The sequence below is a fragment of the Kitasatospora sp. NPDC059408 genome (assembly GCF_042751525.1).
Classification (GTDB): domain Bacteria; phylum Actinomycetota; class Actinomycetes; order Streptomycetales; family Streptomycetaceae; genus Kitasatospora.
Genome location: NZ_JBHYWI010000001.1, coordinates 332,478 through 346,078, shown reverse-complemented (window position 1 = coordinate 346,078; position 13,601 = coordinate 332,478). Strand labels below are relative to the sequence as shown.

Genomic DNA, 13,601 nt, shown 5'->3' with positions numbered 1-13,601 from the left:
CGGGTCTGGCCGGCGGGTGTGGCCGGCGGGTGTGACCGAAGGGTGCGGCAGAGGGCTGGGGCCGGGAGGGACCTGCCGTGATCGGGTGACCCGGGGGGCTGGCATGCTGGACGGGTGACTTCTCCGTTCGATGCCCCCGTTCCCGTGCCCACCTCGGACGACCGCGACGGCCGGCCGCAGTACGTGCTGCCGCTGGTGGTGCGGATGGAGCGGGCCACGCCGCCCGGGCGGACGGACGCGCTGGAGACCTCGGCCCGCGCCGTGCTCACGCTGCTCGCCGACCCGCGGGTCACCGAGGCGGACGGCGAGTGGACCGAGCGGGTCGTCGCGTGGGAGGACGCACGGATCCGCAAGGTGGTCCGGCGCGCCCGGGGCGGGGAGTGGCGCCGGGCCGGCGAACTGCCCGGGATCACCGTGCGGGGGCGGGAGGCGGAGGTGCGGGTGTTCCCGCCGGTCCCGCTGGACGGGTGGCCGAAGGAGCTCGCGAAGCTCCAGGTCTCGGGGACGGACCTGGAGGAGACCGAGGAGATCGGCGCCCCGCAGGCGGGCCTGCCGGTGCTGTGGCTCAACCCGGACGTGGAGATGAGCGCGGGCAAGACGATGGCCCAGACCGGGCACGCGGCCCAGCTCGCCTGGTGGCGGCTGGACGAGGCGCAGCGCAAGGAATGGGCCGAGTCCGATTTCGCGCTCGCCGTGCGGACGCCGACGCCGGAAGCGTGGGCGGAGCTGGTGGCGAGCGGCCTCCCGGTGGTCCGCGACGCGGGCTTCACCGAGATCGCCCCCGGCAGCTGCACGGTGATCGCGGAGCACCCGGCGCTGCGCTGAGCCCGAGAACCGGATGCCGCCGTCGCGTCGACGGTGCCCCGGCGCGTCGATGGTGCCCCGGAGCGGAGCCGGCGCCCGGCCTCCTCGGTCCTGCCTGGCCGGGCCGGGTCGACGCCGTGTCGGGCTGCCGTCCCGGCCGCCGTGGTCCGCGGGCCGTCGAGCGCGGCGAGGGCTCCCGCGCGGATGTCGTCACCCGGAGGACCAGTACCGGGCGTCAGGCCGCGATGAGCTCCTTCTCGCGGGCCGGTGTCCCGACCTTGGGCTTCCTGTTCGGCAGCGAGAGCCGGAAGACCTTGCGCCACGCGGAGAACACCTGCTTGGGCAGCGGCCCGGTGACGTACTCCAGCTCGTACTTCTCGAACAGCGCGCGCACCTTCACCGCGACTTCGGCGTACCGGTTGCTCGGCAGGTCCGGGAACAGGTGATGCTCGATCTGGTGGGACAGGTTGCCCGTCATGAAGTGCATGGCCCTGCTGCCGCTGATGTTCGCCGAGCCCATCATCTGGCGCAGGTACCACTGGCCGCGCGTCTCGCCCTTGACCGACCGGCGCTCGAAGACCCGTACGCCCTCGGGGAAGTGCCCGCACATGATCACCGAGTGGGTCCAGATGTTGCGGACCAGGTTCGCGGTGAACGTGGCGGCGAGCGTGGTGAGGAACGACGGGCCCGACAGCAGCGGGTGGATCACGTAGTCCTTGAGCACCTGCTTGCGGATCTTGCGGCCCACGGCCTTCGCCCGCGCGCGGAACTCCGGGTTCCCGCGGCGGCGCTTGTGCAGGTTCTTGCCGAGTTCGAGGTCGTATGCCGCGATGCCGTACTCGAAGAAGCAGGCGTTGACGAAGTTCCACAGCGGCTGGCCGAGGTGGAGCGGGTGCCACTTCTGGTCCTCGTCGACGCGCATGATGCCGTAGCCGAGGTCGTTGTCCTTGCCGATCACGTTGGTGTACGTGTGGTGCAGCTCGTTGTGCGAGTGCTTCCACTGCTCGGCCGGCGAGACGTGGTCCCACTCCCAGGTGGTGGAGTGGATCTTCGGGTCCCGCATCCAGTCCCACTGGCCGTGCAGGACGTTGTGGCCGATCTCCATGTTGTCCATGATCTTCGCCACGGACAGGCCGGCGGTGCCGAGCAGCCACGCGGGCGGGAAGATCGAGAACAGCAGCACGCCCCTGCTGGCCAGCTCGAGCTTGCGCTGCGCCGAGATGACCTTGCGGATGTAGGCGGCGTCCTTCTCGCCGCGGTCGGCGATCACCGCGTCGCGGATCGCGTCCAGCTCGCGGCCGAGCTCCTCGATCTGCTCCGCGGTCAGGTGGGCGGTGGGGTCGATTGCGGTCAAGGTGCCTCTACCGTTCGATGTCGCAGGGGCCCGCCGCGGCGGACACGCAGGTCTGGATGAGGACGCCCGGCTCGGCCTCGGTGATCTCGCCGGTGCGCAGGTCGCGGACGGCGCCCGCCTTGAGCGGCGTGACGCAGCCGAAGCAGATGCCCATGCGGCACCCGGAGGGCATGAGCACTCCGGCTTCCTCGCCGATGTCCAGCAACGGCGTGGCGCCGTCCGCGTCGACGGTCTTACCGGTGGTGCTGAACGTGACCTCGCCGCCGCCGCCGTCGCCGTTGCCGGCGACGATGCGGGGGCGGAACCGTTCGGTGTGCAGGCGCTCTCGGACGCCGTGTTCGGTCCAGTGCTCCTCTGCGGCGTCGAGCAGGCCCGCGGGCCCACAGGCCCAGGTCTCGCGCTCGGCCCAGTCGGGCACGAGTTCGCCGAGGCGGGCGATGTCGAGCCTGCCGTCCGTGGAGGTGTGCACCTCGGTGAGGCGCAGCTTCTTGTCCGCGACCAGGCCGTGCAGTTCGTCGCGGAAGATCACGTCTTGCGGCCGGGGCGCGCAGTGGACCATGACGACGTCGTCGAACTCGATGTCGCGCAGCATGCCCATCACGGGCGTGATGCCGCTGCCGGCCGTCAGGTAGAGCACCTTGGCGGGCTTGGCGCGCGGCAGCACGAAGTCACCGGTCGGCTGGTCGAGCTGGACCAGCGTGCCCGGTGTCGCCCTGCGGACGAGGTGGTTGCTGACCTTGCCGTCCGGGATCGCCTCCACGGTGATCGTGATGCGGCCGTCCCGGCGGTCCGTCGGTGAGGTGATGGAGTAGGAACGCCACAGGCGCCTCCCGTCGACGTCGACCCCGATCCGTACGTACTGACCGGCCGTGTGGCCGCGCCAGCCCCGTCCCGGCCTGATCACGACGGTCGCGGCGTCACCCGTCTCGGGGTGCACGGCCTCGATGCGCCCACGCAGGTCGGCGCCCGCACGCAGCGGGCTGACCAGGTCGAGGTAGTCCGACGGCAGCAGCGGCGTCGTGACCATCTCCAGCAGTTTCCACGCCCTGCTGCGGAGCGCTGCACTCGTCATGACTCCAGCTTGCTGCGCCTCGGGGCGTAAAGTCCTGACCGTAGGACGTAAATCCGATCGGCTGAGTTGTTCGCAGGGAACAAGAACATGAGCCAAGCAATCCGGAGGGCCGGCGAGCTGGTCCTGGACGAGACGACGGTCACCGCGCTTCGGGCGGCGCTGACGGCCACCGCCGACGAGGTCGTCGAGGCGATCATCGACGAGGTCCCTCCCTACGCCAACGCGCTTTCTGGCCGCATGGGCGGCACCATCCGCCGAGCCGTCCGCACCGCCCTGGGGCACTACCTGGACCTCGCGAGCGGGAACGCCACGGGTGGCGACGCCGGTGACGCGGCCTACGAGCTGGGCCGCGGCGAGGTGCGGGACGGCCGTTCGATGGACGCCCTGCTCAGCGCCTACCGCGTCGGCGCCCGTGTGGCCTGGCGATGCCTGGCAGCGGGTGCCGTGCCCGCGGGTCTGCCCGCCGCCGAGGTCGCCAAGTTCGCCGAGCTGACCTTCGCCTACATCGACGAGCTCTCCGCCGCGAGCGCCGCGGGCCATGCCGACGAACTGGCCGCCCGGGGCAGGGCCCAGGAGCGCCACCTGGAACACCTGGCCCGCGACCTCCTCGCCGGCGCGAGTCCGGACGTGCTGCTGGCCTCCGTTCAACGGGCCGGGTGGCAGCCCCCGGTTACGCTGACCGCGGTCCTGCTGCCCGCCGCCCAGGCCCGGCCCGCCTACCGCGTGCTCGACCCGAGCACCCTCGTCCTCGACGATCTGCCGGACGCCACCGGTGTGCTGCTCGTCCCCGATGCCGACCGGCCACACCTCCTGCGGCAGCTGACCGACCGCACCGCCGTGGTCGGCCCGGCACGGCCATGGATTCGTGCGTCCGCCTCGTACGCGCGAGCCGTACGTGCGCGCTCCCTCTCCTCTGAGATTCGCGACACCGAGGACCACCTGCCCGAGCTGGTGCTGAGCGCCGACGCGGACGCGTTCGCAGACCTGCGTACCCGAGCCCTCGCGCCGCTGCGGACCCTGCCTGTCGCGACCGCACGGCGGCTGGAGGAGACGTTGCGGGCGTGGCTGCTGCACCAGGGCAGGCGGGACGAGGTGGCGGCGGCGTTGTTCGTCCATCCTCAGACGGTCCGGTACCGGATGTCGCAGCTGCGGGAGCTGTTTCCGGATCTCGCCTCGCCCGACCGGGTCCTTGAACTGACCCTGGCGGTGGGTCTTCGGGGCGGCTGACGCGTACTTCGACCGTCCACGGCTGTGTCTGGCCGCCTCGCCCGAGCGGCGAACGGTGGTCGGGTGACGGCGAACAGGTAACAGCGAACAGATAACAGATTTCAAAATCTGAAATCTGTTATCTGTTCGCTGTTTGTCGTCGCCCGACGGCGGTCACTCCGCCGCCCTCGCCCCCTCCGCCGCCGTCGCTCCCTCCGCGAGGTGCTTGATGGCCAGGAGGCGCCGGTCCCAGGCGTCGGCCAGGTCGGCCATCCAGCGGGCGGTGGCCGTGAGGGTGTCGGGGGCCGGCCGGTAGCGGACTTCGCGTCCGGCGCGATGGGCGGTGACGAGGCCCGCCCGGTCGAGGACGGCGAGGTGCTTGACGATCGCCTGCCGGGTGACGGGGAGTCCGTCGGCGAGCTCGGTGGCGGTCGCCGTGCCCCGGGCGGCCAGGGCGTCGAGGACGTGCCGCCTGGTCGGCTCGGCGAGCGCGGCCAGTACCGCCGCGACCGGATCGCTTCCGTGCTCCGGTGTCACGCGGGCAACTTCGCGACATGGAGGACGAGTTCGGGAAGCTTCCGATCCCATCCGGCGCTGTTCTGCTCGTGACGGGCCAGGACGGCTTCGGCGGGCAGTGTGAGGGTGGCGAAGCCGCTCTCGACCATCCGCAGCCGGGTGCCGCCGGGAACGGTCGTGAGGGTGAACCGGACCAGCGTGGAGTTGTCGGCGGCGGGCTCCTCCCCGGCCGCGCCCTGCGACCAGCGGTAGGAGAACACCGCGGGCCGCTCCACCTGTTCGATCCGGGCGGGCAGCGTGCCGTGCACCCCGTGGTCGAAGACCATGCGCCCGCCCGGCCGCAGGTCGATCTCGGCCGGGGCGCCGCTGCCGAACCAGCGGCCCAGGAACTCGGCCCGGGTGAGGATCTGCCAGACCCGCTCGCGGGGTGCCGCGATGACGATCTCGCGTTCGATGCTGTCGGCGGCCGTGCCGTCGGTGACCGTGCTGTCGCTGACCATGCCGTGGATCTCCCCCATCCGGTGCCGTTGTGTGCAAGTCCAGCGTTGCACGTCGATCCGCCGACGTGCAACCCGAAAGTTGCTAATGGCCCGACGCCTCGTACCGCCGCATCGCCCGCAGTCCGCCGTAGGCCGCGGCGGCCGTCCACGCGGTCATGATCAGTAGGCCCGTCCAGTGGCCGTAGTGGATGCCCGGCTCGGTCCGGGTGCGCATCGCGTACAGGCCCGCGCGGTCGGGGAGGAACTGGCCGGCCTCGCGTACGCCGGGGACGGCCGCCAGCCACGTCGTGCCGAGGAAGACCATCGGCGGGATCAGGCCGAGGGCGGCGCTGAGGTTTCCGAGCATCGCCGTCAGTCCGAGGCAGAGGGTGACCAGCAGCGGGTGGTAGGCCACGCCGGCCAGGAAGCTGCGGGCGAGGCCCGGGGTGGAGAGGTCGAGGCCGGTGGTCGCGGCGGTCGCGGCGAACGAGCCTGCGGTGGAGGCCAGTCCGAGCAACAGGCCGAGCCAGAGGCCCACGGCGAGCTTCGCGCCGTACAGGCGTCCGCGCGACGGGACGGCGGTCAAGGAGGTACCGATCATGCGGGTGTTGAACTCCTGGCCGATCAGCAGGACGCCGAGGCAGGCCACGCCCACGTGGCCGAACAGCAGCCCGTAGTGGATCGTCGCGGCCGGGTCCTTGCCGGGCGGTGCAGGGTCCCGCCCGGACGCGGCGCCGACGGCGGCGGTGATGCCGACGGTCAGCGCCAGGGTGACCAGCGGCGCCGCCCATTGGGACGGCAGCGTGGTGAACTTGATCCGTTCGGCGCGCAGTGCGTTGTGCGTGGTGGTCATGACGGTCCTTGGTTTCCAGAGCAGTTGGCGCGCTCGTGGTCGGCGCTCTGTGGTCCGTGGGAGGTGGCCCGTGGTCAGGCGGCACGGCGTCGCAGGGCGTGCAGGCCCGCGTACGCGGCGGCGCCCGCCCAGAGTGCCGCGATCAGCAGGCCCGTCCAGTGTCCGTAGGCGACCTGCGGCTCGTCGGTGTAGCGCAGCGCGTACTGGCCGGCGCGGTCGGGCAGGAACTGCACCACCCGGTCTGCTCCCGGGATGCCGCCGAGGAGCGGCGAGAGCAGGAAGACGGTCGGGGCCAGCAGGCCCATGGCGGCGGTGAGGTTGCCGAGCAGGGAGGTCACCCCGAGGCAGAACACCGTCAGGAGTGCGGGGTAGAGCACACCGGCGGTGGCGCTGCGCACCAGAGCCGGACCGGTCCATACGCCCGGGACGGTGGCGGCGTACCCGGCGAACGCGCCCGCCGTCCCGACCATGTCGACGACGAGGGCTGCCGCGGCTGCGAGGGTGAGCTTCGCGCTGTACAGGTGTCCGCGTGACGGGATGGCGGTCAGGGAGGTGCCGATCATGCGGGTGTCGAACTCCAGGCCGATCAGCAGGATGCCGAAGCAAACCAGCGGTAACTGGCCGAAGTTGAGGCCGTAGTAGACGCCGGAGCCGGGGTCGTCGGTGAGGTGGGGCTCCGTGCCGCCGAGCGCGGCGCCGACCGCAGTGGTGATGCCGGGGGTCAGGAGGAGCGCGAGCAGGGGCGGGATCCAGAGCGATGGCAAGGTGGTGAACTTGATGCGTTCGGCGCGAAGGGCGTGGCGAAACACGCTTCCAGTGTTGGTGGTTGAGCTCATGTTGCGGCCGCCGAGCCGGCGCGGTACTCGACGCTCTCGGCCGTCATCCGCATGAACGCCTCCTCCAGGGAGTCCTGTTGGAGGGCGATCTCGTACAGCACCACACCGTGCTCGGCGGCGAGTGCGGCGATCCGTTCCGGTTCCGCCCCGCTCACCTCCCAGGCTCCGTCGTCCATTTGGGCCGCCGATACGCCGTCCGCGGCCAGCCGGTCCGCGGTCAGTCGGTGCGCGGTCGTTCGGTGCGGGGCGTCGCCGCCGAACAGTGCGGCGAGCTTCGTCGCGTCGACGGCGCGGACGCGCACCCGGGGGCGGCCGTGGCGCTCGATGAACTCGGCCGTCGGGGCGTCCGCGAGCAGGCGGCCGCGGCCGATCACCACCAAGTGGTCGGCGGTGAGCGCCATTTCGGACATCAGGTGGGAGGACACCAGCACCGCCCGCCCCTCGGCGGCGAGCTCGCGCAGCAGGGTGCGGATCCAGCGGATGCCCTCGGGGTCGAGGCCGTTCACCGGCTCGTCCAGCATCAGGACGGGCGGGTCGCCGAGCAGGGCCGCGGCCACCCCGAGGCGCTGGCGCATGCCGAGTGAGAAGCCGCGGATCCGGCGGGTGGCCGCGTCGGCCAGACCGGCCTGCGCGAGCACCTCGTCCACCCTCTGCTCCGGAAGGCCGTTGCTCGCGGCGAGCCAGCGCAGGTGGCCGCGTGCGGTCCGTCCACCGTGCAGTGCGTGGGCGTCGAGCAGGGCTCCCACCCGCCGCAGGGGGTACGCCAGTTCGGCGTACGGGCGGCCTCCGGCCGGGCCGCCGCCGCCGATCAGCGCGCGGCCGGCGGTCGGGCGCTCCAGGCCAAGGACCAGGCGCATCGTCGTGCTCTTCCCGGCGCCGTTCGGGCCGAGGAAGCCGGTGACGACGCCGGGCCGGACAATGAAGGACAGGTCGTCGACGACCCGCCTGCCCTCGTACTCCTTCGTGAGGCCCTGGATCTCGATCACGGCCGCGCGCTCCTTCCTGCCGTTCCTCTTCGTTCCTCTCGCCGGGCCCGAAGGCGTTCCGGCCGGGCGCCCGTGCCGGTCCTCCGGCGGGTGGCTCCATTGGACCGGGGCGGGCCGGTCCGGCGGATCCCGCCGCGGAGGGGATGCGCCTCCCTCTCGGGAGGGAGCCGGTCGTGCACCGGCGAGGGACGCCAAGGGTGGTGCTGACCTGGCAGGATGGCGCAATGCCGAGGTTCATAGCGCCGCTGCTCGCAGGCGCCACGTACGCGCGCTGGCTGCACCTGCTGATCGGGTGGGTCTTCGCGGGCGTCGTGCTGATGATCTATCCCGGGACGTACCGGAAGGGCCTCGCCGAGATCCTGGCGCAGAGTGTCGCCATGGACGCCGTCCTGCTGTCGCTCGTCGTGCTGGTGCCCGCGATGCGCCGTGCGGAGGGCGTCCAGGCGCGGCTGCTGCTGGTGCCGGACCGCGAGGAGGACATCGCCGCCGAACCGTCCCGCACCTGGACCGACCGGCGGCGCACGGCCGCCTGGCTGATCGGGCGCGTCGCGCTCGGAACGGTGACGGGGTTCGCGTCGGTGGCCGTGCTCACCGCCGTCTATGCGCTACTGACCGGATCCGACACGGCCTTCGCCGGGCTCCGACTTCCCCACGCACTGGGGCGGTTCTGGCGACCGCTGGCGGCACCGGTGCTGCTCTTCGGCTACGGCTGGCTGGTTGTCTGGGCCGGGCGGCTTCAACTGGCGATGGCCATAGGGCTGCTGAGCCCGTCACCGGCGGAGCGCCTTGCGGAGGCCGAACTACGGGCCGAACGCCTATTGGAACGCAACCGGTTGGCCCGCGACCTACACGACTCAATCGGCCACGCCCTGACGGTGACGGTGCTTCAGGCCGGTGCCGCGCGCGAGGTCGGAGATCCGGCGTTCGCCGCCAAGGCGCTCGAAGTCATCGAGGAGACCGGCCGCAGGGCCATGGACGACCTCGAACGGACGCTCGTCCTGCTGCGCGAGGCTCCGGACGGAACGGCCACCGAGAATCCGGGTCTTGAGCACCTTTCCTCCCTCTTCGACACCGCGCGGGCGGCGGGGAACCCGGTCGACGCGTCGATCGACGTGCCCGCCGGCGTCCTGCCCGGGGTGCTGTCCCGCGAGTCCTACCGGATCGTCCAGGAAGGGTTGACCAACGCGCTCAAGTACGCGCCGGGCGAGCCGGTCAGCGTCCGGATCGCCGTCCGGGACGGGCGGTTGGAGCTGCGCTGCGCCAACCCGTTGCGCAACGACTCACACGCGCGCGGCGGTTCATCGGCTCGGGGTGCCGCGCCGGGTGGCCGCGGCGGGAAGGGGCTGCGCGGGATCCGCGAACGGGCCGTCCTGCTCGGGGGCGAGGCCACGGCGGGGACAGCGGGGGCAGCGGGGACAGCGGGGCAGGGCGGGGGCGGCGCCGGCCCTGGTGAATGGGTGCTCGCCGTCCGGCTGCCCCTACGCTTGGGATCGTGATGATCAACAACGGGCGCACCGCCGGGACCGTCGACATCGTGCTCGCCGACGACGAGGAGCTCGTCCGGGCCGGCCTGCGGGCCGTCCTGGAAGCACAGGGCGACCTGCGGGTGGTCGGCGAGGCGGCCGACGGCGCCGAGGCAGTGGCACTCGCCCGCGCGTTGCGCCCGGACGTCGTGCTGATGGACGTCCGGATGCCCGTCCTGGACGGCCTGGCCGCGACCCGCGAACTCGTCCGGCCCCGGGCGGCGGCGCACCCGGATGGTCCGGGGGCCCCGGAGGAGCGGCTGCCGAGGATCCTCGTCGTCACCACCTTCGAGAACGACGACTACGTCTACCAGGCCCTGCGCGCGGGCGCGGACGGCTTCCTGCTGAAGCGTTCCCGCCCGGCCGAGATCGTCCACGCCGTGCGGCTCGTGGTGGCCGGGGAGTCGCTGCTCTTCCCGGCCTCGATCCGCCGCCTCGCCGCCGGCCACGGCAACCCGGCGGCCCGCGCCGCGTTGGCGAGGGCGGCCCTGACCGAGCGCGAGGCGGAGGTGCTGCGGCTGGTCGCCCGGGGGCTCAGCAATGGCGAGATCGCCGACCGGCTCTTCGTCGGCGTGCAGACGGTCAAGACGCACGTCAGCAGCGTCCTCGCGAAGCTCGGCGCGCGCGACCGCACGCAGGCGGTCATCGCGGCGTACGAATCAGGGTTCGTCGAGCCGGCGGAGTAGCAGTCTCGGAGTACAAGTCTCGGAATAGGCGTTTCGGGACAGGGCGGGGCGGGGCAGGCGCGGCGCGGGCCCCTGTCTCAGGCCGGGTAGGCGTGCGTCTGGGCGGCCTTGACCGACGCCCACACCGTGGTGCCGGGCGCCAGGTCGAGCTCCGCGACCGCGGCCGGGGTGAGGTCCGCCGCCATCGGCAGCTCGCCGGTCAGGTCCGTGCGGACCTGGTCGCCGTGCAGGTCCAGCCCGACGACCTTGGCCTCCCACACGTTGCGCGCGCTGGAATCGGGCCGCTCCCGGTGCAGCGTCACCGCGGACGGCGGGAACGCGACGAACGCCGGACCGGACAGCTCCTCGGTGGTGGCCAGCACCGTGCCGTCCGCCAGCTCGACCCGCCGTCCGTCCGCCCGTCCCTGGTACAGGTTGAGGCCGACCAGGCGGGCGATGTAGTCGGTGCGCGGCCGTCGGGCGATCTCCGCCGGGGTACCGGACTGCACCTCCTGGCCCCCCTCGATCACCACCAGCCGGTCCGCCAGCACCATGGCGTCCAGCGGGTCGTGCGTCACCAGCACCGCGACCGCCTCGAACTCGGCCAGGTGGCGCCGGAGTTGGGAGCGGACGTCGAGGCGGGTGCGGGCGTCCAGGGCGGCCAGCGGCTCGTCCAGCAGGAGCAGCCGCGGGCGCACCGCCAGCGCCCGGGCGAGGGCCACGCGCTGCGCCTGCCCGCCGGAGAGGCCGCCGGGACGGGAGGCGGACTGGTCCGCCAGGCCCATCCGCTCCAGCCAGACGGCCGCCTCGGCGCGGGCCTCGCGCTTGGGACGGCCCTGGCAGCGCGGGCCGAAGGCGACGTTGTCGAGCGCGCTGAGGTGCGGGAAGAGCAGGTAGTCCTGGAACACCACGCCGACCGGGCGCTCCTCGGCGGGGGTGTGGACGTGGCGCGCGGGGTCCGCCAGCAGGGCGCCGTCCAGGCGCAGGTGGCCGCCGGTGAGCGGGAGCAGCCCGGCGAGGGCGCGCAGGGCGGTGGACTTGCCGGCGCCGTTCGGGCCGAGCAGGGCGATCACCTCCCCGGGCGCGGCGGTGAGCGCCAGGTCGAGCGTGAACGCGGCCCGTTCGATCCGCAGCCGGGCGTCGAGGGCGGGCGCTGGACGTCCGGCTGCGGGATTCCCGGGCACGGGGCTTCCGGGCACAGGACCTTCGGACGCGGGACTTCCGGGCACGGGGCTTTCGGTGGCCGGGTTTCCTGAGGCCGGGCTTCCTGAGGCCGGGTTTCCTGAGGCCGGGTTCGGCTGAGCGGGGTTCACGGGTCCTGGGTTCATCCGGGCGGCGTCCATGGGGCGGGGGAGAGGGAGGGGGCGGAAGCGGTCATGGGGTGGTCACGGCGTGGTGGACATCCACCGGTCGCGCAGACCGACCAGGACGGCGACGGACACCGCGAGCAGCACCAGGGACAGCGCGATCGCCGCCTCCGGGTCGGACTCCATGGCGAGGTAGACGGCCAGCGGCATGGTCTGGGTCTTCCCGGGGAAGTTGCCCGCGAACGTGATCGTCGCGCCGAACTCGCCGAGCGCCCGGGCCCACGCGAGCACGGCCCCGGCGGCGATGCCGGGCGCGATCAGCGGCAGCGTGACACGGCGGAAGGCCGTCAGCCGGGACGCGCCCAGGGTCGCCGCGGCCTCCTCGTAACGGGGGTCGGCGGCGCGCAGCGCGCCCTCGACGCTGATCACCAGGAACGGCATCGCGACGAACGCCTCGGCGATCACCACGCCGGTGGTGGTGAACGGCAGGGTGATGCCGAACGCCGAGTCCAGCCACGAGCCGACGATCCCGCGCCGCCCGAGGACCAGTAGCAGCGCCACGCCGCCGACCACCGGCGGCAGCACCAGCGGCAGTGTAACCAGCGCCCGGATGACCCGTCGGCCGGGCAGCTCGGTGCGGGCGAGCAGCCACGCCAACGGGACGCCGAGGACCAGCGACACCGTGGTGGCGAGCGTCGCGCAGATGAGGGACAGCCGCAGGGCGTCCCAGACGGCGGTGCTGGTCAGCTCCTCGGAGAGGGCGCTCCACGGGGCGCGGACCAGCAGGCCGACGAGCGGGAGGATCAGGAACGCCAGCCCGAGCAGCGCCGGGAGCAGCAGCGTGGCCGGGACGCGCGGCGCGTGCCGGCGTCGGCGCGGTCCCTTCCTGGCACGGGACGGCGTACCGGGCGTACCGGGCGTGCCGGTCGTGCTGCCGGGAGTGCCGGTTGCGCCGGCCTGGCCGGCGGCGGGGCGGGCGCCGGCCGGGGTGTCCCCGTGGCCGGTGCCCGCCCCGGTGCCGTTGTCTCGGCCGCTCACGGTGCCTGGAAGCCCGCCGCGGTCAGGACCTGCTTGGCCTCGGGCGACTGCACGTAGGCGACGAACGCGGCGGCGCCGTCCTTGTTCGGGGCCTTGGCCAGCGTGGCGATCGGGTAGTCGTTCACGGCCTTGGCGGCCTCGGGGAAGTCCACGCCGTCGATCTTGCCCGCGTCGGCCTTCACGTCGGTCTGGTAGACGAGGGAGGCGTCGACCTCGCCGAGCTCGACCTTCGTGAGCGCGCCCTTGACGTCCTGTTCGAGGGTGACGGGGGTCAGGTTGACGCCGGCGGCCTGCAGCGCCGTCAGGGCGGCGGCGCCGCACGGCACCTCCTTGGCGCACAGCGCGACCTTCACGCCGGAGGCGGTGAGGTCCTTCAGCCCGGTGATGTGCTTGGGGTTGCCCTTGGGCACGGCGATGGTCAGCGTGTTCTTGACGAAGGTGGCCGGCGTGCCGCTCGCGCCGCCCGCGTCTGTCACGGTCTTCATGGTGGCCGGGCTGGCGGCGGCGAACACGTCGGCCGGGGCACCGGAGTTGATGCTGGTGGCGAGGCTGGAGCTGCCGCCGAAGTTGAACGTGACCTTGGCGCCCGGGTTCGCGGCCTCGAACTTCTTGCCGAGCTCGGTGAAGGTCTCCTTGAGCGAGGCGGCGGCGAAGACGGTGATGTCGCCGGTGGCCTTCGGGACCGAGCCCGCGCTCGCCGTGCCGCCGGCCGCCGCCGAGCCCGCGGAGGCCGCCGGGGTCGTCGCGCCGGCCGAGGACTTGCCGCCGTCGCTGCCACACGCGGTGACCCCGAGGCTGAGGACGAGGGCCGCGGCGGCGGCGACGGCGAGTCTGCGGGTGGTGGTCGTGCGGGAGCCCATCGGTGCTTCCCTTCCTCGGCGCGCGCCGGAAGGGGCGCGGGGTGAGGCCGCAGGTGCGGCCGTTACGGTGATCATAGTGCCGCAGATGCGAGCGGAAAATCG

14 protein-coding genes are annotated in these 13,601 nt (G+C 73.0%); 4 read left to right on the top strand and 10 right to left on the bottom strand.

The features are described from left to right. Positions 1–114 precede the first annotated feature (114 nt). Positions 115–825, top strand: a complete 711-nt coding sequence (locus ACFXDE_RS01455) for an aminoacyl-tRNA hydrolase (RefSeq protein ID WP_380489645.1) — start codon at positions 115–117, stop codon at positions 823–825. Between the two features lie 214 nt (positions 826–1,039). Here ACFXDE_RS01455 and ACFXDE_RS01450 read toward each other — a convergent pair whose 3' ends face one another. Both ACFXDE_RS01450 and ACFXDE_RS01445 read right to left on the bottom strand, forming a co-directional pair. Then, complete coding sequence (locus ACFXDE_RS01450; RefSeq protein ID WP_380489643.1) at positions 1,040–2,158, bottom strand: fatty acid desaturase family protein; 1,119 nt, start codon at positions 2,156–2,158, stop codon at positions 1,040–1,042. Positions 2,159–2,165: 7 nt separating this feature from the next. Next, a complete protein-coding gene (locus tag ACFXDE_RS01445; protein ID WP_380489641.1) occupies positions 2,166–3,230 on the bottom strand; it encodes a ferredoxin reductase in 1,065 nt (354 codons plus the stop codon). A gap of 87 nt (positions 3,231–3,317) precedes the next feature. Here ACFXDE_RS01445 and ACFXDE_RS01440 point away from each other — a divergent pair, with 87 nt between their 5' ends. Then, positions 3,318–4,457 carry a PucR family transcriptional regulator gene (locus tag ACFXDE_RS01440; protein ID WP_380437286.1) on the top strand — a complete coding sequence of 380 codons (1,140 nt, stop codon included), beginning with the start codon at positions 3,318–3,320 and terminating at the stop codon, positions 4,455–4,457. A 153-nt stretch (positions 4,458–4,610) separates the two neighbouring features. Here ACFXDE_RS01440 and ACFXDE_RS01435 read toward each other — a convergent pair whose 3' ends face one another. The 5 genes from ACFXDE_RS01435 to ACFXDE_RS01415 form a co-directional block, all read right to left on the bottom strand. After that, a complete protein-coding gene (locus tag ACFXDE_RS01435; protein ID WP_380489639.1) occupies positions 4,611–4,973 on the bottom strand; it encodes an ArsR/SmtB family transcription factor in 363 nt (120 codons plus the stop codon). Further along, positions 4,970–5,470, bottom strand: a complete 501-nt coding sequence (locus ACFXDE_RS01430; RefSeq protein WP_380489637.1) for an SRPBCC family protein — start codon at positions 5,468–5,470, stop codon at positions 4,970–4,972. Before ACFXDE_RS01430 ends, ACFXDE_RS01435 begins: the two co-directional genes overlap by 4 nt. A gap of 64 nt (positions 5,471–5,534) precedes the next feature. After that, the gene (locus ACFXDE_RS01425) at positions 5,535–6,284 is read right to left on the bottom strand and encodes a hypothetical protein (RefSeq protein ID WP_380489635.1); all 750 of its coding nucleotides are present in this window, start codon (positions 6,282–6,284) and stop codon (positions 5,535–5,537) included. Between the two features lie 74 nt (positions 6,285–6,358). Then, complete coding sequence (locus tag ACFXDE_RS01420; RefSeq protein ID WP_380489633.1) at positions 6,359–7,093, bottom strand: hypothetical protein; 735 nt, start codon at positions 7,091–7,093, stop codon at positions 6,359–6,361. Between the two features lie 23 nt (positions 7,094–7,116). Then, a complete protein-coding gene (locus ACFXDE_RS01415; protein ID WP_380489631.1) occupies positions 7,117–8,106 on the bottom strand; it encodes an ATP-binding cassette domain-containing protein in 990 nt (329 codons plus the stop codon). Between the two features lie 197 nt (positions 8,107–8,303). Between ACFXDE_RS01415 and ACFXDE_RS01410 the strand changes: the two genes are divergently transcribed. Next, complete coding sequence (locus tag ACFXDE_RS01410) at positions 8,304–9,602, top strand: sensor histidine kinase (RefSeq protein ID WP_380489629.1); 1,299 nt, start codon at positions 8,304–8,306, stop codon at positions 9,600–9,602. Next, entirely contained in the window at positions 9,602–10,315 is a 714-nt protein-coding gene (locus ACFXDE_RS01405; RefSeq protein ID WP_380490094.1) for a response regulator, read from the top strand. Before ACFXDE_RS01410 ends, ACFXDE_RS01405 begins: the two co-directional genes overlap by 1 nt. A gap of 77 nt (positions 10,316–10,392) precedes the next feature. Here the strand turns inward: ACFXDE_RS01405 and ACFXDE_RS01400 are convergent, their stop codons facing one another. From ACFXDE_RS01400 to modA, 3 genes are all read right to left on the bottom strand, one after another. Continuing rightward, positions 10,393–11,478 carry an ABC transporter ATP-binding protein gene (locus ACFXDE_RS01400; RefSeq protein ID WP_380489627.1) on the bottom strand — a complete coding sequence of 362 codons (1,086 nt, stop codon included), beginning with the start codon at positions 11,476–11,478 and terminating at the stop codon, positions 10,393–10,395. A 201-nt stretch (positions 11,479–11,679) separates the two neighbouring features. Further along, positions 11,680–12,639: an ABC transporter permease gene (locus tag ACFXDE_RS01395; protein WP_380489625.1), complete on the bottom strand. Its 960-nt coding sequence runs from the start codon at positions 12,637–12,639 to the stop codon at positions 11,680–11,682. Beyond that, positions 12,636–13,499, bottom strand: a complete 864-nt coding sequence (modA, locus tag ACFXDE_RS01390) for a molybdate ABC transporter substrate-binding protein (RefSeq protein ID WP_380489623.1) — start codon at positions 13,497–13,499, stop codon at positions 12,636–12,638. Before modA ends, ACFXDE_RS01395 begins: the two co-directional genes overlap by 4 nt. Positions 13,500–13,601: the final 102 nt, after the last annotated feature.